Raw genomic sequence first — 22,948 nt, forward strand, 5'->3', positions numbered from 1 at the left:
ATTTGAGAAAGTGGAATTATGAATGAATCAACCTTTGAGTCAGAATTACGCTACACATTTTTAGCAGAAACAAGTGAAATGTTGGATGATGCAGAAAACATTTTTATGCATCTTGAAAGTTCACCAAAAGACTTGTCAAATATGCCAAAACTTTTACGTATTATGCACACAGTTAAGGGTTCAGGCACAACAGTCGGTTACACGGAAATAGGAAATTTTACTCATAAATTTGAAACACTGCTTGTTGCTATACGTGATAAAAAGATAGACACATCAGAAGAAATCATCGATTTACTGCTTGCGAGTAACGATTGTTTGAAAAAATGTATAACGATTTTACAAAAGAATTTAAAATCTAAACTCGTTCATTTAGATGAAATAGAAAAGAAGATAGATTCAGTATTATCAGAGAAATTAAATACAAAAGTAGAAAAAATAAACCAAGATAGTTTTGATGATATTAGAAAAAATGATAAAAAATCTGTAGTCAATCAAACCACAAATTCACAAAATAGCAAAGGAAATATTTTAATTTGTGATGACGATGAAGAGTTATTAGAAACTGTTTCTGAAATGTTGCAAATGGAAAATTATTATGTAACTGCCTGTAATAAAGCAGAAACGGCTTTAGAGATTTTAAAAACTCAAAATTTCGATATAATTTTTACAGATTTAAAAATGCCTGGAATGGATGGACTGGAATTTACAAAAAAAATAAGGAATATTAATATATACATTCCAATTATATTTATATCAGGCAATATTTCGCGCGAGCATGTTAAAAAGTTTTTGCGTCTTGGTGTGAGTGATTTTATCGACAAACCTTTTACGTCTGATGCACTTTTACTTGTCGCTGAACGTGCTATGCGCACAGCTCATTTTTGGAAAGAACTTCTCACTATTTCTAAATCATGTTTCAAGATATTCGTATTTATTCAAAAAGTAGATGCTTTATTAAGTGATAAGCATAAAAACATACTTCTATCAGGTGAAAGAGAAATCCTAAAAGAATGTTTAGCAGAAATACAAAAGACAACATCACGTCTATTAGCAGTTGAAAAAGACGCGCAGTCGAGCTTCTTGAAAGTTTCTGCAGATGATAGATAATAATTTTTATTTTTAATTTAGTTTACCAATTATTCTTAAAATCTCTTTATTCTTCATTTGCGCAATATTCATTTGACTATGTCCCTCACCTAAAATCAAACTTTGAATTTCAAAAGAAACATTAAAAAGATCTTTACTTTGCTTTCTCATTTCATTTGCAATTTTTGATGTTTCTTCTGCTTCCTTACTATTTTTATGAACAGAATTACTCATAATATCCATTGATAAAGCTGATGATTGCACTGTTACTTTTTGATCGTTTGTTCCATCAAATATTCCATTTGTTCGATCGCGAATTTCAGTAATTCCATGCGAAATTCTTTGAAATGACTCTACGGCTCGCTGACTCACTTGTAAACCTTCATTGACTCGCTCATGAGTTATTTTTATAATTTGGCTTACTTTTATATGACTATCATTTAATAAAACTGAAATATCCTTTGCTGCATTCCCGCTGACCTTTGCAAGACTATCAACCTCTTCTGAAACAACATCAAAACCTTTGCCATACGCTCCCGCACGAGCTGATTCTATTGAAGCATTTAACGAGAGGAGCTCTGTTTTAGCTACGATATCATTGATTGTTGATGCTTTATTAATAATTATAGATATAACTTCTTCCATTTTTTCAAGCTCAGAATTTGTTGACTTAATTGCAGATATTGCTTCTGCCATTTTATCCATTAAGACTGTTCCTTCAGCTGATTTTTCATTGGCTTTATCAGATATAATTTTACTTTCATTTATAAGTTCACTTGTCCTTGTAATCATTGATGTGATTTCTGCCATAGCGGCTGCAGTTTGACTGACAGAATTTGACTGTTCAAGAGTCATTTTTTTCACTTCATTACAAGAATTATCCAATTCAAGACTTGTTTTTTCAGATTGAGCCGCCGATTCTCCCAATGTTTCTGAAACATAAATAAACTTTTTTCCAATAGAATATGCAATTAAAAATAATGAAATAAATGACACTAAGAAGATAAAAGTTATAATTAATATAGTATTTAAAAATGATTCGTTTACTGATTTGTATGCTTCTTCTTCTTGAATCCTTGTAATTACACCCCAGCCCAATGTTGGTAATATTTGTTTAGACTTTAAAAGAGAGTAGACTGCAATATCTTTTTTTCTCTCATTTAATGGATTGCTGTAAACTCCCATACCCTCTTTTTTTTCAATCAATTTTTTAGCGGGTTCATATTCAAAATTAGCTAAATTAACATTTAAAATTTCCTTAAAATCTCTAACAATTTCTTTTGAACCCCCTCTACTGTGTGGATCGTAGTTTACAACAATTTGCCCTTTATTATTTATGACTAATATAGCCATTTCAGCAACACCTTCTTTGCGAATAGATACAAAGGCAGATTGTATTTCAGCTTCCATCCAAACTAAATTAGCTCTTACTGAAAGTACTCCAATAATTTCACCACGGGAATTTCTAACTGCTGTGCTAAAGCTATTGCCAAGTTTTCTAACGCCATAAGCGATAGATGATATAATATCAATTTGAATATCTTCAACATAAGTCCCAGAGAAATTCCGTTCAGAATCATCGGAAGTTTTCCCTTCCATGACATTCTTAAACCATTCCTCATTTTCATAAGTTTTTTCTTTTAAAACATCTTGATTTATTATTGCGCCTGACATTCCTAAATTATTTGTAGCAACGTAACGACCTCTTTTGTCTACGAATAAAATAAGATCATAAATATCTTGAAAGTTTCTATAATGATCAAGTACATGTGATATCAAATTTTCATTCATAGTTTCATAAATAGGATTTGTTGCAAATGATTTGACTTCATTGTAACGACTGGCAAATCGTCCAGCAATCAGCTGTGAAGTTGACGATTGAAGAACAATTTGTTTTTCTACTAGATCTTTTTTTGCTTGGTACCAACTGATAAAATTTAATGCGAGGGTAAACGCAGCAATTATTGATAATAATCCTAAGCAGACAAGAATTATCCGTGACTGAAGTTTAAGTGAGTTAAATTTTTTAAAAGAAAAAAATGAAAAAATAGACATTTATTTTCCTTTCACTTCAGCATTAAGAATTCTTAATTTTGCACCGTAAACAAGGACTCGGATAGCCGTCATAATTTGGAAGAGTTCATCACTTTGCTGATGAACTTGCTCAGAAGCATGCACTGCTTTTTGCGTTTCAAATGTATTTTTTTCTGTTGATTTATCAATCTGAGACATTGCTGTTGCTACTTGTGAAATTCCTATTTTCTGTTCTTTTGTAGCTTCTTTTATATTTTCCGTTCTGCTTTGCAGCTCATTTATTTCATGAGAAATCTCATGAAATATTTTCTGAGCGACATCACTCGCAGTCTGTCCGACTTCAAGGCGATTTTTAGTTGCTGAAATAATTTCGTTCACTTGTTTTTTTCCGGATTCAATGAGTGTTCGTATTTCACTTGCCGTTTTTCCACTTGTTTTAGCCAATTGCCCAACTTCTTCTGCAACAACTGCAAATCCTTTTCCTTGTTCCCCAGCCCGTGCTGCTTCAATTGATGCATTTAATGAAAGCAATTCTGTTTTGGAAACAATTTCATTGATCACATTTGTTTTTGTGCTGATTTGATCGATCATTTCAGATATTTGCATAAGCTCATTATTAGTCTCGCGAATTTCTGCAACGGCTTTGGCAAGTTTTTCCATAATCATATTGCCTTCCGAAATTTCACTTTTTACCACATTTGAAATATTGCTACATTCGTTCGCATTATCTGTTGTCTGAGAAATCATTCCTGTCAATGCTCTCATGATTTGATTGGTATCGTTTATCGATTTTGTTTGATTTTGCACAGTTTCTGCTACAAGAGTAAAAGATTTTTTTAGGTTTTGACTTGTTTCTTCACTTTGTACTGATGATTTTCTTAATTTATCTGTTAGATAATTAAAATTCTTTGTTAAGGAAGCAGTAAATTTTAAGACAATTATAATAGAGAACAGAAGTAATACACTAATAATAATATATGAAATCAAAGCAATATTATTGATTTTCATAAAAACATCGTCAGCGGGATCCATTGTTATTATTCCCCAGTTTAAACTTCTAAGAAAACGATTGGAGTTTAAAGGGGAATAAGAAACCAGCATTTTAGTTTTATTTCTTTCAAAATAATATTCACCATCTCCAGATTTTCCTTCTAATATATGCTTCACTGGTTCAAATTTTTCTGATAATAGATTTTGCTTTAAAATAACATCCATATTTCTGTTGTAATTATTATCTTTATCAAAAGTTTTAATATTATAATCTACAATTATGATTCCTTTTGAATTAACAAGAATAATTTCTGGAAAATGCGCTCCACTTTTCTCAAGTGAACGAAATGTGCCTTTTAATTCATTTTCTAACCATTTTGCACTCGTTCTTGTAGTGACAATTCCTATTAAATTTCCAAATCGATCTTTTACAGCCGCAGTAAATGCTAAGGTCACTTTGTCTTTGCCATATAATTCTGAGGCTAAAGGATCAATTTGAAAATCATTTGAATAAGTTCCTATTAACCCGTTCGTAATATCTTCTGTAAAATTTCCTTTCACTACATTTTTAAACCAATCTCTATTTGAAAAATTTATTCCCCGAATTAAATTTATATTTGCCTTCGTTCCATCACTTAATTCTGTACTCGATGCAATATATTTTCCATTTCTATCAACATAAAGAATCAATTCACTTTGTGTCGATTTTCTATATTTTTCAAGTAAATTTGATATTTGTGTAGGATTATTTATTTGTTGTAGAGTTGAATCGAGAGCAATTGCTTGAATTGTTGTATACCTTCCAATATATCTCCCACCAACAATATTATTAATTGAATCGACAGCTACGGAATAACTATCAAAAGCACGTTCTTTTTGAACTTCTTTATCTTTATAAATTAAAAAAAGAGAAAAAAGGGCAAGAGTAATATAAGCTACTATACTTGGAAATAATATCTTTGCCCTAAAAGATAACATTCTCCATATTTTTGTGAATAAATAAAACATCTTTAGAGTCCTACTTTCAGAAATAAAAAAATCTTCTATAATTAAAATGATATCGGATTATTTATTTAAAAATAAAATCTAAGAAAGTTTTGGATCAAAAGCTTCGCGCAAAGATTGCCCAATCAAACTGATTGAAATAAGAAGAAGTAAAATAACGACTATAGGTGAAAGTAGAATCCAAGGTGCATTTTGAATATTATCACGCCCCTGTGCCATTAATTCCCCAATACTAGGGGTAGGTGGTGGCAAACCAAATCCCAAATAATCCAAGGCAGCTAACAATGAAATTCCGAGTTCAATGGCAAATGGACTTAAGGTAACAATAATTGTTAAAATATTTGGAAATATGTGTTTTAATAAAATTCTTGAATGAGTTCCACCTAATGCAAGACTTGCTTCACAAAACTCTCGTCGTCTTAATGTTAAAACATTTGCACGGATTTGACTCGCAATCCCCATCCAACCAAAAACCAAAACTAAGGACAGTATCATCCAAAAAGATTGATTTTTGGTAATAGCTGAAACCAAGATAATCATAGTAAGCATAGGAATAATAGCCGCAAGTTCTTTCAAACGCTCGAGCAGAAAATCAAAATAGCCCAAAAAATATCCTTGCATTGCACCTAAAATCGTTCCAATCGAATAAGAACTAATCCAAAGAATAAGTGCAAAGCATAGAGAAATACGTGTGCCAAAAAGAAGGCGGGAAAATATATCCCTACCAAGATTATCTGTGCCAAGCCAATGTTTTTTTGAGGGCGCTGACAAAACCTGTTCGGTTTGTTCTTCAGGATCCCATTGATTCACAGGAAAAATAGCAAAAGATTTAATATTTCTATTTTTATCACTTTCTAGCATGTTTTTATAATTAACAATAAAAGAATCTGCGATAGAAAATTCTTCTGGACTATAATTATAAAAAATTGGAAAGTAAAATTTCTTAGACGAAATATTTAACTTTTTTCCTTCAATATCATGGCTTATTTCTCTATATAAAAAAAGAGGTTTACTGCTTGACCAAATATTTGCAGACATTGAAAAAATAAATAAAGTAAAAAAAATGAAGAGACCCCATTTTGCTCTCTTTTGCTTTAAAAAAACTTTCCATCTTCTTTTTGTCAGCGGTGACATATCCATGCCTCTATTTATTTATATTCAATCCTAGGATCCACAATAACATATACAACATCATTTAATATCTGACCCAGCAATATGGCGAGTGACTGTAAAACGACGATAGCCATAATCACATTAAAATCACGTGCCGCTAATGATTGTAAGCTCAAAACTCCGATCCCAGGGAGACCAAAAATGGGTTCAATTATAATTGAGCCACCTAAAAAAGTTCCTAATAGAGCACCAAATCCTACCATAAGTGGTAAAAGTGCATTGCGTAAAGCATGCTTAAAAATCACGGCATTTTCTGATAATCCCTTTGCTCTTGCCGTTCTAATATAATCTGCTCTTATTACTTCAAGCATACTATTTTTTTGCAGAAGTGCGTACACTGTAAAATTACCAATGATCGATGCCAAAACAGGTAAAAATAAGTGTCGACCTAAATCAATTAATTTTCCAATACCACTTAAACTCTCATAATTATCAGAACGAAATCCACCCAATGGAAACCAAGCGCCACCTGGCAGAACTCTGTCTGTACAAAAAATTAATAAGAAAATAACAGCAAAGACAATAGATGGAATGCTATAAGTAACAAATAATAAAAATGAAGAAATAGCATCAAAACGAGAACCATCTCGCAAAGCCATCATGACACCGAGTGGAATAGCAATTAAATATGTTAAGAAAAATCCAGGAATGCCAAAGGACAGTGAAATAGGTAATCTTTCAATAATCTGATCAATTGCTGGTGATCGTGTCGTAATGGAGTCACCAAAATTTAAAGTGAAAATATTTTTTAGCCAAATAAAATAACGAGTGATTGCTGGTTTATCTAATCCATATTCAACTTCAAGTTCATGGGTTAATTTTTGTAGATCTTCAGCATTTAAAGTTCTTGAAGCTCCACCTTCCCCACCCATCCCTTTTAAGCGGGCAATTGCTTCCTGAACTGGACCTCCTGGGAGATAATTTTGAATACAAAAATACGTTGCTGTCATGAGAAAAAACATAGGAATTATCGCTAAAAATCGACGAATGAAGTAATTTCTCATTTTATTACCTTTTTCTTATAAGAAAAAATAATTATGTGAAAAAATATTTTTTATTTTACAAGATAAAATAAATCATTTGCTGCTGCGCTTTCATAGCTTGCTACCCATCTTTCAGAACTTATTTTTGAACTCAAACCTTCTAAAATATAATTCATTTCTGCAATAAAAGTATAAGGCTGATCATCATAAATTATTCTATTTATTTCTTGCATTATAGAGTTTCTCTTTTTAGGATCGAATTCTGAATTTGCACTGTGAATTAGATCATCAATTTTTGGATTATTATAGCTTATAAAATTTGATCCTTGATTTTTTTCTGAACTGGAGTGCCAAATTTGTTTTGGATTTGGAAAAATAGTTCCTGTCCAACCTAAAATAACTGCATCAAAACGTCTGCTATCTACATCATCAAGAAAAGAATTCCACTCAGCTGTTTTAATGTTAACTTTTATACCAGCAGATTTAAAATCTTCTTTTATAATTTCAGCAATTTTCATTCGTGCTGGATTACCAGTATTTGTTTCAAGAGTAAATTCAAATGGAACTTTTTTACCATTTATCTCTTTAACAAGTGTTTGTGAGCCATCATTTTTCCAACCACTTTCTTTGAGTAGTTTTATGGCTTTTGCACGATCATAAGTTATCATTTTATTTTTCTGCCTTAACTCTGGTGCAGTATTGAGTGTAAATGTACCAAATGGAGAAACACATTGAGTAAATAAGTTATAATAAACTTTTTCAATTATTTTCTTATAATCAACTAAATATGAAAGAGCTTTTCTTGTTTTTACATCTTGAAAAAGAGGGTTTTTAAAATTCCACCCTATATAAGTATAGGGTTTAGCCGATTTATTTTGTGTTTTCAAAGCCCAAATATTTTTTTCTTTAGGCGAACTTCCATACTTTTCTTTATCAATTCCTATTACTTTTGTGTTCCATTGCTCTGCTGTAAATGAAATATGATCGATATCACCTTTCACAAATTTTTCGTACGATAAATTTGGCTCAGGAATAATATCTAGAATAATTTCATCTACATTATATCTGTTTTTAAACTGTGAAAGTTCATACCCCCACCAGTTTTTATTTCTAATAAATGTAATACTTTGACCTCGCTTATATTTATCCATAATATATGGGCCATTGCTGATTGGATTCATAATTCCTTTATCTTTATTAAAGTCTTTAGAACTTTCAAATTGTTTTTTTTGAATTGGCACATATCTTGATAGAAAATCAAATGTATCGAATTTGGGTTCTGCAACTGTAAAAGTAATTTGAAATTTATTATCTATTTTTAAAGTAATTCCTTCATAATAACTTCTCAAAGCGGCTGCATGTATTTTTGGATTCATCATTGTATCAAAAGTAAATTTATAATCCTCTGCGGTCACTGGACTACCATCTTGCCATTTTGCCTTTTCATATAAAATAAATGTATAGTTTTTTTTATCTGCAGAAATTGTATAACTTTTTGCAAGAGCTGGGATATAATCAAGCGTTTCTGGATCTAAAAAAAAAGGGCTCATCCATAAAAATTGCTCTATTGAACTCGACTCCGTGTCTGCGCTCAATAAAGGATTCATCACTTTCGGATCATTGCCTAAAGGAAAATGGAGAGAACCTCCTTTTTTAGTATCAAGCATTTTATCATAAAAGCTTGTTTTACGAATATATTTAATATCCTGTGTTTTCTCATCCGCCGCAAAAGAATTTAGACTAAATCCATTAAATAATAGCAAACTCACAAATACTAATTTTTTAATTTCCATTAAAATTCCCCTCTAAAATAGAAACGATAAAGAGTAAATTAGCAATTATAATGTGTTTATTGATCCGTTTTTTTATTCTATATGGTTTTATTAAAAAGAAAATAGTTAAGATGTGATTTTATTTTACTTTTCTTTTTTCGGCTTGATCTGAAATATAGGCGATTTGTGCTAATTTAGCATAATATGCAACTTGCTCGTTGTAACTCGGAGTACGCATACCAGCACGCATTTTGCCGCTTGGTGGAGTAGGTAAATAAAGAAGTGGATTTTTAGCAACCCCTGCAATTCGCGTTTCAAAATGCAAATTGGCACCGGTTACCCGACCTGTTTTTCCAACATAGCCAATAATTTGATCACGTCTGACAAATTGCCCTGCCCGCACAGCAATTGTTTTCATATGTGCATAAAGGGTTTCGTGAGAAGAATCATGCCCAATAATTACTGAATAGCCATAACCCCTCTTTGCTCCAGAAAATAGCACTTGTCCATCTGCAGCAGCACGGATTTGTGTTCCTACTGGAGCTCCAATATCAATCCCATGATGCGGACGGGTGCGTTTCATAAGACGGCGAATACCAAATGGACTTGTAAATGTTCCATTGACAGGCCATAAAAGTGGGAAGCCAAAGCCTCCAAATTTACCGTAATTTGGCTCGTTTCGTGCAAGTTGTTTTTGCATGTCTATAGAATCATTTTCTATAATTTCACCAGCACCTTCATCTTCGTCAATCGCCAATTCATCGTCCGTTGGATTTGTATTTACACCTGGAAAACCAAAAAAACTTTTTTCTGCTGTTTTTTGTCGAGCTAAGAAATTAGGGTCTATAATAACCTTTTCTTGCATCTCTGCAGCGGAACCTTTTAAGACTAAATTTTGATTTGAATTATTACTATGATTAATACAACCAGTTAGACTCAGCGTAAAGGGAATGACGAGAGCAAAAGATAGCTTCTGTTTAAATTTATTCAGTTTGAGCATCAATTCTCTCCGTTGGGGTCAAAAAAAATACATCTTTTAGAGTATATGAATTGAGCCCTCCTGACAAGTTAGTCGCCTCTATGTATAATATCGTCCTTGTTTGAAATAAATCAAAAATCCGTCAAAATCATGACCTTATTTATACTTTTCATCATTTCTTCTTTTGTAGGCATTTCTAAAAATTGTATAATTTCTCCTTCAGATCCAACAAGCCAAAGCGTCGGCACGCGCGGATTTTTCATCGCATCTAAAAAATTTCGGGAAGCAAAATCATTCATAAATTGTGGCATTATTTTTTTTCGCCATTTTGCCACAGATTCTTCTGTATCTTGAGAAAAAAGACCTATAACCCCAACTTTTCTTGCGCTTAGCAGTCTAAAATTTTTATTTATTATCGTAGAAATTTCTTCGGATCGCGGATTCCACGAAGCAATAACCACGACATACCAAAAACGCATCGTAGAAAAATCTAATGATTTCTCACCCTCAACAGAAGGCTCTTTTCCATAACTCACAGGAGGCATAAGTTTATGTCTCGGCAAAGGCTTTATGACTGGAACCCCTCCTTGAGCACCACCTGCCATCGGATCCTTTGCTTTATCCTCGGCAGAAAGAGCGGGAAGAGGAAGCAGCAGAATAAAAAGGAAGGCTACACAAATGAATATTCGATTTGATGCATTTGAGTCAAAAATATTTTTATGCATTCTCAATGCTGTCCTCCTTTCCTTTTCTGTAAATTACTGCCAAATATAGAATAGTCATTTCAGACGAAAAGTGAAAATTGTCTGAATTTTGTCGGTAATGGGGGAGTGTCCTTGAAAGAAAGCCATCATAAACATGTAAAAAGAGAGCTCGAAGGTAGCACACATAACTCAAATACGACTGCGTGGAATATTCCATGGCAAGAATTTGATGTGATTCTTGGCGTAAAAAACTCTTATTCGCAGAGAAACTTAAATATCTCGTGTGAAAAACAGGCTAGAATTTTTTTAAAAAATTGCGGTTTCGATCTTTCTAATCAAATACACATAAAACAATTTGAACAATTTTATGGTGAAGCACTTTATTTCATAAGACATATCTTACTTACTGATGAAGAACGAACAAGTTTAACAGTTCCATCAAGTCTCCTCTATCTTAAAAATCCCTGTCATTTGCTTTTATTTGCAAGTGCCAATCATCCACGCAAACGATATTTAAGATTATGGAGTTGTTCAATATTAAAAGTAATGTATGCTATATCAAATTTGCAATTCAGCGGAAGGCTGCATATAATTGATGACGCACGCGAACAGATATTTAAACGCATTCGCAATCATATTCACCTCAATAAAATCGATGAAATAGAATTTAATCATAACAATTTTTCTATTAATCTTAATAAAGTTGAATGGAAAGAAGCAAAAACTAGGACCAGTATTGTATTAAAACTTTTACACAAGCCTGATAGTATAGTTGATGATGTTTTTGATTATTTAGGAGTCCGCTTTGTCGTAGAGAAATCAAGTGAAATACCTTTACTTCTAAAACATCTTATCGAAACTGATATTATTATCCCTCATCAGGTTGTTGCATTGCGAACAAGAAATTCACTGTTAAATGTCAAACATCCAAAAAAAATATTTTCATTTTTAAAGGAACTAAAATCTTGTGGTACTTTAACTGATGAAGAATTTAATCAAATGTGCGAAAATATAATTTGGTCAAATCAAACAAATGAAGAAGTCTTAAAAAGAACCAACACTTTTACCAGCCAACATTATCGCTCATTGCAGTTTACCGTCAGACATCTTGTGCGCACTCCAAACCCCGCTTTTCTTGTACTTGAATCCATGACAAATCAATTGCGCAGATACACAGGTGTTCAACGCCAAGAACCTTGGATGGAATCCGTTATTCCACAATATTTTGCTCACTACTTTCCCATCGAAATACAAATGATGGATCAAGAAAGCTATGAAATGGCCAAATTTGGCCCAGCATCCCATGAGCAATATAAATCACAACAACACAAATCCGTCAGAGAAAGAGTTTTAGGAAATCTTTTAACATTTAAAAAAGAAAAGCTCGCTTCACAAGATTTTTAAAGGAGATAAAATGAATAATCAGGAACTTGATAACTGGCTTGATTTAGCTGGTCTCATGCCTCCTATGCCTAGCGATGCCGCGCAAAAACTTTATGCAAAACTTGGAGTAGACACTTCAGGCAAACATACTTTTTTACCGAGCCTCATCACTCGGAATGAATATTCACATTCAATATTACCGCTCATGAAGCAAGAGTTAAATTCAGATTTAGTCGATTTTATTCATAAAAGAGTTGAAAAAACTTTTGAATTAAGAAATAAATTAAAAACCTTACAAAATAGAATTATCGACATTGTCGGAACAGGGAATTTCTCTGCTCTTTGGCTTGATCGTGAAGCCTTTTCTGCGGACAGTATGGAACACCGTGCTCTCATGACTGAAGCCGTTATTCATATTTATTCAGTTGAAGCATTACAAAAAATTGTTACGTTATTTTATAAGCACGAGATACCCATGATCCCCTACGGCGAAGGCGGCGGATATAATATGGGTGTGACTCCAATGGCACCAGCCGTTACTATAAGTCTACGTGGAATCGATCACATTTCTGAAATTAGAACAAGTCGCAGAAGTGAAGGTAAATATGAAATTTCTGTAGGAGCAGGTGTTCCATTTAAAGATCTCGTTGCCTACCTTGCAAAACGTGGCTTTGTTTTGCGTTGCGATCCCAACACACCAAGGGCAGCAACCGGAGGAATAGCAGCAACAGGGAGCAACGGCGGACGCAAAGCTTTTGAAGTCATATTACACGGCAGAGCTGTTACAGCTGACGGAACAGCTCTTTGTTTTGAAGCAGATAAATACGAAACAGATTGCATAAATAGCGAACCATTTTTACTTGCACGGAAATTCTTTAGCATTGAAAATACAAAAGAATTCGAAGAAAAATACAATGAAATAAAAAAGAAAAGATTAAAAGCTTGCAGGACTGTAAATTCTACAGGAGTGATTATTCCACTGCAAGGAATGAAAGCCAATGCCAATATGCTTGCCCAACAAGCAGAACTAAGAGAAAAAGGCCACGAAAACACGGACAGCATGCACGATGCACCTACTTTACCCATTTCAGCATTTGTGGGTGCAGAAGGAAGCACAGGTTTTATCTATGAAGTGACTTTTGAAGTCGAAAAACCACTCGAATGGTTACAAGCTTCACGCTGGCACTTTAACAATGTTGATGCTGCAATGTGCGCTACCCGCGCCATAAAAAAATTACCGAAACACGAACAACCAGAATATTTTGAATTTATTTCTGGACAAAGTATCCGTCGTTTTCTTATTCAAGATTTCCCCACTGTTTTTTCACAAAATGATGAAGCCGTTATTATTTTAGCTGTTGAAGGAAAATCAAAAGAAGACTGCGCATTACGTCATATGCTTAATGAAAAAGTTGCGCATGAAGCTATGTTAAATTCACAATATAAAGTAACAGATGTTTTAATTAAAATGGAAAAAACAAACGTTCTCTTACAAAGTGAAGGCATTGAACAATTTGAAATACTTCGTAAACCACGTGAAGAACTCCCAAAAAAATTGCGCACAAAATGCAAAACAGATATGGAAATTCGCACAGAATATTTGGGTGAAGTTTTAAAAATTGTCGCGGGAACCAATCCACGTGAACGAGCAGAGCAAAAACAAGATGTCTTATTTGGTCACCTCACACCTAACCATACGGCTATTATACACTGGAATATTGGTGGGTTTGATCTCTATGATGAAGAACAAGCTGACATTGCGTGGGACTATTTAGAAAACGTCATCGGCAAAGCACAGAGTTTAGCTCCCTCTGAAGATAAAAATGGCAGTGCTCGTTTCACAGGTGAACACGGGGTTGCTGGCAAAGCTCCATTTCTATGGCTCAATTATATCCCAGAAAATGATTTCAAAAGAATGTGTTCTGTAAAAGACATTCTTGACAAAAAAGATCTCTTTAATCCAGATACACTCTTTCTACGCACAAGCCATGCAAGAGCACTTCGCGCACGTTTGTTAAATACAAGCGCAAAATTTATTCAAGAATCTTTAGTAAAAACAAAAAAAGCGGAAACAAAAAATTTAGCTCTCTTAAATGATCCTGATTTTTTACTACTCGCTTCTGAAAATTATGCTGTTGCAGAAGGCCAACGCTGCACGCGTTGCAATAGTTGTAAAGTTTGTCCTGTAGTTGATGCAGAACATGAACTTGAACGAGAAAAAAAGCGTAAAAGTAAAACTTCTGTTTTACCAAGTAAACGAAATATTCTCATGTTTATGGAAAAGATTGCCCACATGCGAAGAGCATCAGAACAAACTCAAGATAAAAATGCAGTGGACAAAATATTTAAAGTAACGGCGCAGATGATGAAAGAAAGCGCTGCCCTGCTCTCAAAATGTTTTTATTGCAGAAAATGTGATAAAGCCTGCCCTGTCGATATTGAAATACATCCTCTCATGCGCGCTTATCATAAAATGGGCAAACTTCCGTCAATGGGTTCCAAACTTTGGGGCTTTATATATGAAAGACTTATGGGTGAAGATTTCTTTAAATCTGTTACCTATCGTCTGGTTGCATTCTTTATACTTCTTGGCGCTCCCTTTCTTTATTTTATGCGGAAACTTTCTTTTGTTCCCGACTGGTTAAAATCTTATACAGTGCCTCCTACCCTTGCTTTTGCCCATTATGAAGCCGCAAATGAAGGTAGCAAAATTGAATCGAGAGATAATTTTGTCATTATTGCCAATGACATAGGCACAGATAACTTTATTGGCCATGAAAAATTTGCGAACGAAACAGTTTATATCCGTTACCGTGGTTGCATGGATACGTTTGGCAAACCAGAAGCAACAACGAGTGTCGATGAGTATTTTAAAAATGTTTTGCATGCACGTATTGTAGATCTTGAAAAGAAAATGTGCTGCGGTTTTCCATTTGAAGCAGATGGTTTGCATGAAAGAGCAAAACAAAGTCAAATTTTAAGTCTTATAGAGATAGCTAAATGCATTCATCGACTCATGCAAGAATGCAAAGACGCATTAAAAGAAATTCCCCAATTCATTGTGTTTTCCAATTGCCCCACCTGTTGTGAAGCCATTAAAGAAATGCGCGCTCTGTTGAAAAATGAAGATATTCGTGAACAAGTGCGCATACGGGCAAAATTACCCGAAGATTTCGACATGCTTTCACTTGATTTTACAATTCAAGACACAGCTGAAATTGCTATGAATTTAATTAAAAAAACAAAGGCTGAAAATATCCCTGCAGAAGAAAACACTTTAGCCCTCAATAAAGTAACAAAAACAGTTGGTTTAAAAGTTCCTTGCCACAACACAAAGTCAGCAACCGAAGCACAAATTGAATTGTTAAAAATGTATTACACGGGTGTAGCAGCCTATGATCGCTGTTGTGGTTTATCAGGTACTGGACGCTTAAAGCATCCCAAAATAGGGACAAAAATATCAGAAAAACTCTTCGAACAGATTCGCGAAGAGCCCCCCAGCGCCGTAGTCACAGGTTGCCCCAGCTGCCGTGATGGAGTAAAAATGCAACGAGATATCCTTGCTGCTAAAAAGGATTCCATTGCAGAATTCGAAGTCTCTGGCATATTTGAACAGATTTTAAAAGACTGCAAAAAAGTTGCTTCATAATTTTTTGCAGAATTTGGATCTTTAATGAAATGAATTGAAAGTTTTCATTTTTGATCTTTCAATGATAAATAAGAAATTCACATTATTCGAACATCAAATATCACCGAAATCTTCAAACTCTAAATTTTCATTATCTTTCTCAGTGTCCGATTCTCCATTCAACAGTTCCATAAAAAGCGATGCTTTTGCTCCAAGTTCACAATATAAATTAAGATCATTCATTCTTAAATCTGAACTATTTAAGCACTTGATCATATCTAAGACTTCTCTTTTCATAATTGCAAATTTTTCTTTTTTCTTTTAAAACTCCAAAAAACAAATTTTTTAATCACCTAACATTTATACATTGCTCAAGCTTGATAAAACTCAATTTTAATAATAGCTTCAACGAACTATGACTAAATTTAGTAAGACCTCTTTCAAAAGGAATATTGAAATCAAATTTTTATCACTTTAGATTATCTTGCACCGTCATGCGCTTTTTTTAAAAACACATAGAAGATTCCAGGCCATTCAATTGGCAAACAACGTTGAAAGTATTTTAAGTCCTAAAATAGACATTATTATGATTATTTGGTATTGTCAATTTTTAATACCAAATATTTAGGTATTGCTCACAATATGAATATGATTAGTATATTTACAATATATTAAATATACTAAATCTCTTTTTTATGTTATAAAAAAATCGTTTTTATTATAAGATTGAGAAAAAATATGGCGAATAAAATAAATGATCGAATTACATTATTACGTAATCTTCTCAAACTATCTAGAGCAGATGTAGAAAGGAAATATCAACTCTCACAGGAGACTTTGAAAGCTTGGGAATATGGAAAAAATAACATTAACAATACAAATATTGATTTTCTTTTAAATATATATCGAAATGAGGGAGTCCTTGTTACCAAAGAATGGTTAGTTAAGGGTACTGGAATATCTCCCACTTCAAGTGTAACTGCAAATAAAATAAATAGTGAAGAATTCAATTTTTTAATGGATGAGCCCTTTCAAATGGAAAGAGAAATAAAATTTTTGCTCAATCTAAATCCTGATTATATTTCTTTTAGAGTAAATAACGATTCAATGACACCTAAATTCCAAAATGATAGTATCGTAATAGGGAAAAAGCGATTTGCATCTGACATAACTAAAACAGTTGGAAAAGATTGTATAATTAAAATTAAAGGCAAAAAAGATATTCTCCTCCGTAGAATTGGTTTAACAGAAAAAAATAAATATATTCTATCTGTTCTCAATCCAATAGATCTTGTTGAAGACCCAATAATTATAGCGAGTGAATTAGATTTTTCTGCTCCAGTAATTTTTGTTAGATACTGCGATTATTAAGGGATTAAAATATGAATTTTAATGATAAAGTTGTAATGATTACAGGTGGAACTTCAGGAATAGGAAAAAAAGCTGCATTGGATTTTGCTGAACAGGGAGCAATCGTAAATATAATTGGTAGGAGATCACAAGAAGGTATGTCAGTTGAAGGACAATTAAAATCTTTTAACAATAAAAATAAATTTTATGAAGGCGATATTAAAAATGAAGAAAGTATAAGTCATATAATAAATTTAATAATATCTAACCATAAAAAACTTGATATCGCTATAAATAATGCTGGTATTGAGGGGATATGGACTGATATTGAAACTATGAGTCTTAAAAACTTTGAAGAAGTCGTATCAACAAATATTGTTGGAACATTTAATTGTTTAAAGCATGAAATTATCCAAATGAAAAAACAACACTCTGGTAATATTATAAACATATCATCTATAAGTGGACTCGTTGGTTTCCCAAACGGCTGCCATTATGTCGCAAGTAAGCATGCCGTTTTAGGACTAACAAAAAGTTTAGCTCTAGAGGTAGCTCCGCATGGAATTAGGATAAATGCTGTTTGCCCAGGAGCAACTGGAACCGATATGCTTGATAGAATAGCGGATTCAGAGCAGCAGTCAAAATTTGCAAAACGACATCCTTTAGGTAGAATCGCTTCCACAACTGAGATTTCAAAAGTGATTATGTTTCTAGCGGGAGAGGACTCGTCATTTATCACAGGTCAAAGTATTGCTGTGGATGGAGGATATACAATAAATTAAAGGACTTATTATGTTCAAATATGGAATTTTAGAAGAAAAAAATGCTCAAGCTGAACTTTCCAATTTTCTTCATGATAATAAATTTAAGTCAAAAAATTTATCATATTGTTCTATCGGTTTTACATATTATAAAGACAAAAAGTCAAAAATAATTATGCAAAATAATGAGTGGATTAACAGTATCAGGAAGAATGAAATCAATAAATATTGTCCAATATTTAAAGCTTTTGATAGTACAAGAAATAATTACATTTTCCTCTCAAAATACAATTATATTACGCAGATTGAAAGGAAAATTCTAAATGAAAGAAAAAATTTTGAAGATACAAAAGGCATTTTGAAAATCTTTCGAAATAAAGATTTTAAATTCTCTATCAGTGCATGCACTGGATATAAAAACTTTGATGAGGAAGATTTTTTAATTAAAGAACATGAATTTTTTCATAATCTTTGCATTTTTTCTGAAAATTTAGTAAAAAAATATCTTCTCATTGAACATTCTGAATCGAAGGATACTAAAAATGAATGAAAATATAATCGGTACATGGATACTCAAAAAGTTTACTTTTGAAAATGAAACGGGAAGCGTAAATAATTGGGATGAAAACGCGAAAGGTTTGTTAATTTACACAAGAAATGGCTTTATGAGTGCGAGCCTATGTGGCAAAAATGATTCGGAATTTTATTCTGGAAGGTATGAAATAAACGAAAACACCGTTATTCATAAAGTTGAAAACGCAACTGATAGGAAAAAGCTAAATAATAATTTACACAGAAATATAAAATTAAGTGATGATAAAAAAACACTCTTCATTACTGCTGAAGAGTTTTGCCCTGGGAAAGTTTCAAACTTAATTTGGGAAAAGTCGGAATAAAATTTAATTGTAGAATAGCAACCTCTATTTTCTATTAAATATATATTATCACACTAGCAAGGTTTAAATATGTTTAATATCAGTGGTAAAAAAATAGTTTTGTCGGGAGCAACTTCGGGTATCGGCAAACGCTTCGCCCTTTTTCTTGCGGAAAATAAGTGCGAACTTATTCTTATTGCCAAAGATGAAATGAAAGCATGTTCTTTAGAAAAAGAATTAATTAAGTTTAATACTAAATTTCGCTTTGAAATAATGGATATTAAAAATCCAAAACTATTTCACACCGACAAAGTTGATGTGCTTATAAACTGCGCAGGCATTGTGCCCAAATCCCCTTTGCAGGAAATTACAGACAGCTCTTTTAACGAAACAATGCAGACCAATGTCAATAGCATTCTTAAATTGTCCAACATGCTAGTTAATAAAATGCAAAACGGTTCTTGTATTGTAAATATCATTTCAGGAATGGCATATTTAACAAAAGAGAACTACGGAATGTATTCCATCTCGAAAGCGGCTGCGGAACACTTAACTCGCTTTCAAGCGCTCGAGTTTGGTAAACTTGGTATTCGTGTCAATGGCATATCGCCAGGCTATATCGCTGTGGAACGCAACGCTGAGAATTATGAAAAAGCAAATAAAGAAATCATGTTTCATAATAGCATTATTAAACGACCTGGCACTCCGAATGAAATTTTAGGCGCACTGCAGTTTCTTATATCCAATGCCTCCTCCTATATGACTGGATCCATTCTGAATGTGGATGGTGGATTTGCTGCGAAAGTTATTTAGATTGTCTTTAATTTTCCCAACCCCCGGTCCGCCTGAAAAGACAATCTTTATCTCACTCTTTTTCAACCGTATTTTTCCTTTGACCCATTAATTTCTGCCATAATTCTTCACTTGGTAATAGCTGTATTAAGTTATTTAAATGCAATCTAAATTTTGAAAGTTCTGAATAAACATACTTACGTACAAGATTAACTTCCCCCAAGGGTTTCAAATCTTCTGTGCCATGCCATGGAGTAAATGACATATCTTCACAGTATTGCATACTCAAATCACTATTCGACACTTGACCTTTAGGTAACAACAATGTTGCTAGTTTAAAAATATTTTTTTGTCCATTCCATTGTGTTGGCCATTCTATAGTTGAATCCTCGATTGGCATGGTTTTTTTATCCCGCTGTGGAATGACAAAAAATTCATAACAAGCGTTTTCTTTTGCTAAATACTGAGCCAAGCCCTCTTTTAAATAATTATCATTAACCGCATTTTTAACAGGTAAGTCCGAAAAGTTTTGCTTTGCACAAGGCTTTGCGGTAAACTTCATCGCATTATTTGCACCGAGTTTATAAGGGGTCTGACTCCAAAACTGGGAACCCAAAGGACTGATTTTCATTTCTTTTAATGACTGGGTCAGTATAACCGCTTCATAGGGGTGAGACTTCATCCACTCTTTTAACCCATCAGGCCCCTTTGCAGATGCTGTCATCACAGAAATATAATCCTCTGCTTTGCGTAAAAAGAAAATAGGGGTGTCGATCATAATAAAATCTTGTGTATTTTTTTCACCATTTGCTTCATAATCATCTAAAAGTTGAGCATTTATTCCAAGCAGTTTTATTGCCATTCCATGTGAGTCGGGAATAAGATCGGATTTTATCTCAGATGTTCCATTCGAAAAACGTACAAAGGCTTTGTATTCTATCTCACGAGCAAAAACTCCCTTTCTAAAAACTTTTGGCAAGCCTTTTTCGATAATAAATTTACCCACAGCACAGCCATGATGTTTTGCATGCGCACCTCGTTTAGCTGCTCTTGCCTCACCTGGGCGCGAGACCTGTCCTTTTTTTACGATGGATTGAAACATCTGCGCGACGATCTTTTCTAAATTCTCATCACTCTGTAAATATTCTAAGTCTTCAATATTTGGCAAAGAAAGATTTCTATCTAATGGAGATTCAGAGGCTGATATCAGTTCATCCTGCTTTTTTATAGGATTTTCACTTGCAATTGCAAAATTGATGTGTGCAAAAGAAAAAGAGCCTAAGACTATACTTATCGCATAATTAAAAATGTTTATTTTCATAAATTTTTACTTCTATCGTTTTAAAAGTTAGAAACTATGATTTATCTATACGTTAAAATTGAATATTTTTCAAGTTTTTATATTTAATAATTCATAAATTATATTTCAAAATATTTTAAACAGAATAAATCTTTTTGTAATTACACAAATTTTTAATCTAATATATTATTGTGCTAAAATTAGCTAAAATTTTCATATTACAAAGTGAAAGGATTTTTATGGACAAATTTTTCATTAAATGTATTTTTTTACTATTAATTTTAATCAGTATAAGTTCATACGCACACAGTAACAATTTATATGTACGAGGAGACTATTGGTGCCCATACAATTGCAATCCCAAAGATACAAAGCCAGGTTATCTTATAGAGATTTTACAAAATACTTTTGGTAAAGATAAGATCAATTACGAAATTATGAATTGGGCTAGAGCTATTATTGAAACCCGCAAAGGTGACAACGATGTTATTGTTGGAGCTGCAAAAGAAGATGCTCCAGATCTACTTTTTAGCACCTCACTTGGTCTCAGCGACAATTGCTTTTATGCACTGAAAAAATCGAAATTTAAATTTACTGGTTTAGATGCTCTTAACAATGTAACATTAGGAGTGATTAAAGATTATTCCTATTATAAAGAATTAAATGATTATATTAAGAAAAATATTAACAATAAAAATAAAATTGCAGAACACTTTGGTGATAATATTCAAGAAAGAATGCTTGCAAAACTGATGCTAAAGCGCCTTGATATCATAGTGGAAGACTCAAACGTCATCGACTTTATTTTAAAAAAGCATCCAGAGATGAATGAAATAGTCAAATTAAAATGTATCGAAGTTGGTAAAATATTTATTGCATTTTCACCTACTAAACCAGATTCAGTTGAACGAGTAAAAGTTTTAAATTCGCGAGTGAATGAAATGATTAAAAACGGAGAAATGAAGAATATTTTGAAAAAATATTCTATTAAACCTTGGTTTAAATAATTTATTATGAATAAAAAATTATTGACTTTATTTTACTTAAAATGCTAAAAAGAATGAACTCATTTTTAGCATAGGATTGCTTATGAATTTTTCTCTTCGAAAAGTTTTGCTAGAAGATATTAATGAACTCAGTTCAATGCATATCCAAGCGTGGAAAGATGCTTATCAGAATATTATTGATCAAGAGTATTTAAATAATTTAAAATTACAAGATAAAATCTCTACGTGGCAAAAGGTTTTAAGCAATGAAAAAAGCGGATATAACCTTCTAGCCTGCAATGATAAAAACAAAATTCTCGGCTTTGCCAGCGCAGGAGCTCACCGAGACGATCCCAGTTTTGGAGAAATTTTTGCAATATATGTGCGAGCCAACTCATACGGACACGGTATTGGTCAATCCTTATGGAAAAATATGAATATATATTTAAAGGAAAATAATTTCACCCACGCTAAGTTATGGGTGCTTGAAAACAACAAAAAAGCCATTGATTTCTATACAAAAAATAAATGCACTTTTACCAACGAGAAAAAGAAAATCATGCTCGGTAACAAAGAATATGCAGAACTCTCTTTTGTTTGGAAGGTTGAGATTGAGAACATTCATTGCGCAGATAATAAATTATAAAAATACATTTCATAAAGTTAAAATATTTTCTTGAAGTTCTTCCGCAAAAAATAGGCTTCTAGTTCTTTTTCATAACCTAATTTTGCATAAAATTGATGAGCATCTGCACGTTTGGTCTGAGTTGCTAAGAGCACAGATTGACAGCCCTTGGATCTTGCCCATTGTTCTGCTGTAAGCATAAGTCCTTTGCCCACACCCTGCTTTCTCCAATTGCTTTCCACAACCAGAGCTCCTATTTCTAAGGTTTTACAACTCAAAAGTGAAGGCGCTTCGAAAAAATGGATAAAACCAATTATATGTCCATCACAATTGCTCTGAGCAACGCGCACTTGATGATGCGAAAATAAAATTAAATCCTGAAATCTTTTTTCTAATTCAATTGCAGACCCTGCAAAACCCAGTGCTTCGCAAAGGAAAGCCACTGCTGGTAAATCTTTTTTTTCTAAAGGTCTAATTAAATATTCAAGCTTTTCGCTCTTTTTATTATTCTCTTGCATAAAA

The 22,948-nt window shown here is 32.9% G+C and carries 20 protein-coding genes; 10 read left to right on the top strand and 10 right to left on the bottom strand.

The window, feature by feature from the left end; translation table 11 throughout:
* Nucleotides 1-18 precede the first annotated feature (18 nt).
* Complete coding sequence (locus tag H7355_RS10690) at nt 19-1,107, top strand: response regulator (RefSeq protein WP_186647331.1); 1,089 nt, start codon at nt 19-21, stop codon at nt 1,105-1,107.
* Nucleotides 1,108-1,119: 12 nt separating this feature from the next.
* Here H7355_RS10690 and H7355_RS10695 read toward each other — a convergent pair whose 3' ends face one another.
* The 7 genes from H7355_RS10695 to H7355_RS10725 all read right to left on the bottom strand — a co-directional run bounded on the left by H7355_RS10695 (nt 1,120) and on the right by H7355_RS10725 (nt 10,747).
* Nucleotides 1,120-3,141 (bottom strand): methyl-accepting chemotaxis protein, encoded by a 2,022-nt coding sequence (locus H7355_RS10695; RefSeq protein WP_186647332.1) that lies wholly within the window; start codon nt 3,139-3,141, stop codon nt 1,120-1,122.
* Complete coding sequence (locus H7355_RS10700) at nt 3,142-5,088, bottom strand: methyl-accepting chemotaxis protein (RefSeq protein ID WP_186647334.1); 1,947 nt, start codon at nt 5,086-5,088, stop codon at nt 3,142-3,144.
* 108 nt (nt 5,089-5,196) lie between these two features.
* Nucleotides 5,197-6,249 (bottom strand): ABC transporter permease subunit, encoded by a 1,053-nt coding sequence (locus H7355_RS10705; RefSeq protein WP_186647336.1) that lies wholly within the window; start codon nt 6,247-6,249, stop codon nt 5,197-5,199.
* Between the two features lie 14 nt (nt 6,250-6,263).
* Nucleotides 6,264-7,292 carry an ABC transporter permease subunit gene (locus tag H7355_RS10710; protein WP_186647338.1) on the bottom strand — a complete coding sequence of 343 codons (1,029 nt, stop codon included), beginning with the start codon at nt 7,290-7,292 and terminating at the stop codon, nt 6,264-6,266.
* 50 nt (nt 7,293-7,342) lie between these two features.
* Nucleotides 7,343-9,064 (bottom strand): ABC transporter substrate-binding protein, encoded by a 1,722-nt coding sequence (locus H7355_RS10715; protein WP_186647340.1) that lies wholly within the window; start codon nt 9,062-9,064, stop codon nt 7,343-7,345.
* Nucleotides 9,065-9,182: 118 nt separating this feature from the next.
* On the bottom strand, nt 9,183-10,043 hold the full coding sequence (locus H7355_RS10720) for a M23 family metallopeptidase (RefSeq protein WP_186647342.1): 861 nt from the start codon (nt 10,041-10,043) through the stop codon (nt 9,183-9,185).
* 110 nt (nt 10,044-10,153) lie between these two features.
* Nucleotides 10,154-10,747 carry a hypothetical protein gene (locus tag H7355_RS10725; protein ID WP_222435696.1) on the bottom strand — a complete coding sequence of 198 codons (594 nt, stop codon included), beginning with the start codon at nt 10,745-10,747 and terminating at the stop codon, nt 10,154-10,156.
* A gap of 111 nt (nt 10,748-10,858) precedes the next feature.
* Between H7355_RS10725 and H7355_RS10730 the strand changes: the two genes are divergently transcribed.
* Both H7355_RS10730 and H7355_RS10735 read left to right on the top strand, forming a co-directional pair.
* Nucleotides 10,859-12,130, top strand: coding sequence for a TIGR04552 family protein (locus tag H7355_RS10730; protein ID WP_186647346.1), 1,272 nt, complete (start codon nt 10,859-10,861; stop codon nt 12,128-12,130).
* A gap of 10 nt (nt 12,131-12,140) precedes the next feature.
* Nucleotides 12,141-15,758, top strand: coding sequence for an FAD-binding and (Fe-S)-binding domain-containing protein (locus H7355_RS10735; protein ID WP_186647348.1), 3,618 nt, complete (start codon nt 12,141-12,143; stop codon nt 15,756-15,758).
* 93 nt (nt 15,759-15,851) lie between these two features.
* Here H7355_RS10735 and H7355_RS10740 read toward each other — a convergent pair whose 3' ends face one another.
* Nucleotides 15,852-16,013: a hypothetical protein gene (locus tag H7355_RS10740; protein ID WP_186647350.1), complete on the bottom strand. Its 162-nt coding sequence runs from the start codon at nt 16,011-16,013 to the stop codon at nt 15,852-15,854.
* A gap of 462 nt (nt 16,014-16,475) precedes the next feature.
* On the opposite strand from H7355_RS10740, the gene H7355_RS10745 reads away from it, so the two are divergent.
* The 5 genes from H7355_RS10745 to H7355_RS10765 all read left to right on the top strand — a co-directional run bounded on the left by H7355_RS10745 (nt 16,476) and on the right by H7355_RS10765 (nt 19,536).
* The gene (locus H7355_RS10745; RefSeq protein ID WP_186647352.1) at nt 16,476-17,108 is read left to right on the top strand and encodes a helix-turn-helix domain-containing protein; all 633 of its coding nucleotides are present in this window, start codon (nt 16,476-16,478) and stop codon (nt 17,106-17,108) included.
* An 11-nt stretch (nt 17,109-17,119) separates the two neighbouring features.
* The gene (locus tag H7355_RS10750; RefSeq protein ID WP_186647354.1) at nt 17,120-17,869 is read left to right on the top strand and encodes an SDR family NAD(P)-dependent oxidoreductase; all 750 of its coding nucleotides are present in this window, start codon (nt 17,120-17,122) and stop codon (nt 17,867-17,869) included.
* A 10-nt stretch (nt 17,870-17,879) separates the two neighbouring features.
* Nucleotides 17,880-18,398 (top strand): hypothetical protein, encoded by a 519-nt coding sequence (locus tag H7355_RS10755; protein ID WP_186647356.1) that lies wholly within the window; start codon nt 17,880-17,882, stop codon nt 18,396-18,398.
* Nucleotides 18,391-18,744 carry a lipocalin-like domain-containing protein gene (locus H7355_RS10760; RefSeq protein ID WP_130610581.1) on the top strand — a complete coding sequence of 118 codons (354 nt, stop codon included), beginning with the start codon at nt 18,391-18,393 and terminating at the stop codon, nt 18,742-18,744. The genes H7355_RS10755 and H7355_RS10760 overlap by 8 nt, the downstream gene beginning before the upstream one ends.
* 69 nt (nt 18,745-18,813) lie before the next feature.
* A complete protein-coding gene (locus H7355_RS10765) occupies nt 18,814-19,536 on the top strand; it encodes an SDR family NAD(P)-dependent oxidoreductase (protein WP_186647358.1) in 723 nt (240 codons plus the stop codon).
* 52 nt (nt 19,537-19,588) lie between these two features.
* Here the strand turns inward: H7355_RS10765 and H7355_RS10770 are convergent, their stop codons facing one another.
* Nucleotides 19,589-20,836 carry a catalase gene (locus H7355_RS10770; protein WP_186647360.1) on the bottom strand — a complete coding sequence of 416 codons (1,248 nt, stop codon included), beginning with the start codon at nt 20,834-20,836 and terminating at the stop codon, nt 19,589-19,591.
* 218 nt (nt 20,837-21,054) lie between these two features.
* Here H7355_RS10770 and H7355_RS10775 point away from each other — a divergent pair, with 218 nt between their 5' ends.
* Nucleotides 21,055-21,822 carry a substrate-binding periplasmic protein gene (locus tag H7355_RS10775; protein ID WP_186647362.1) on the top strand — a complete coding sequence of 256 codons (768 nt, stop codon included), beginning with the start codon at nt 21,055-21,057 and terminating at the stop codon, nt 21,820-21,822.
* Nucleotides 21,823-21,904: 82 nt separating this feature from the next.
* Nucleotides 21,905-22,447 carry a GNAT family N-acetyltransferase gene (locus H7355_RS10780; protein WP_186647364.1) on the top strand — a complete coding sequence of 181 codons (543 nt, stop codon included), beginning with the start codon at nt 21,905-21,907 and terminating at the stop codon, nt 22,445-22,447.
* Between the two features lie 17 nt (nt 22,448-22,464).
* On the opposite strand, the gene H7355_RS10785 is transcribed toward H7355_RS10780, so the two are convergent.
* Nucleotides 22,465-22,944: a GNAT family N-acetyltransferase gene (locus tag H7355_RS10785; protein ID WP_186647366.1), complete on the bottom strand. Its 480-nt coding sequence runs from the start codon at nt 22,942-22,944 to the stop codon at nt 22,465-22,467.
* Nucleotides 22,945-22,948 lie beyond the last annotated feature (4 nt).

It is taken from the genome of Fluviispira vulneris (assembly GCF_014281055.1).
Classification (GTDB): Bacteria; Bdellovibrionota_B; Oligoflexia; order Silvanigrellales; family Silvanigrellaceae; genus Silvanigrella; species Silvanigrella vulneris.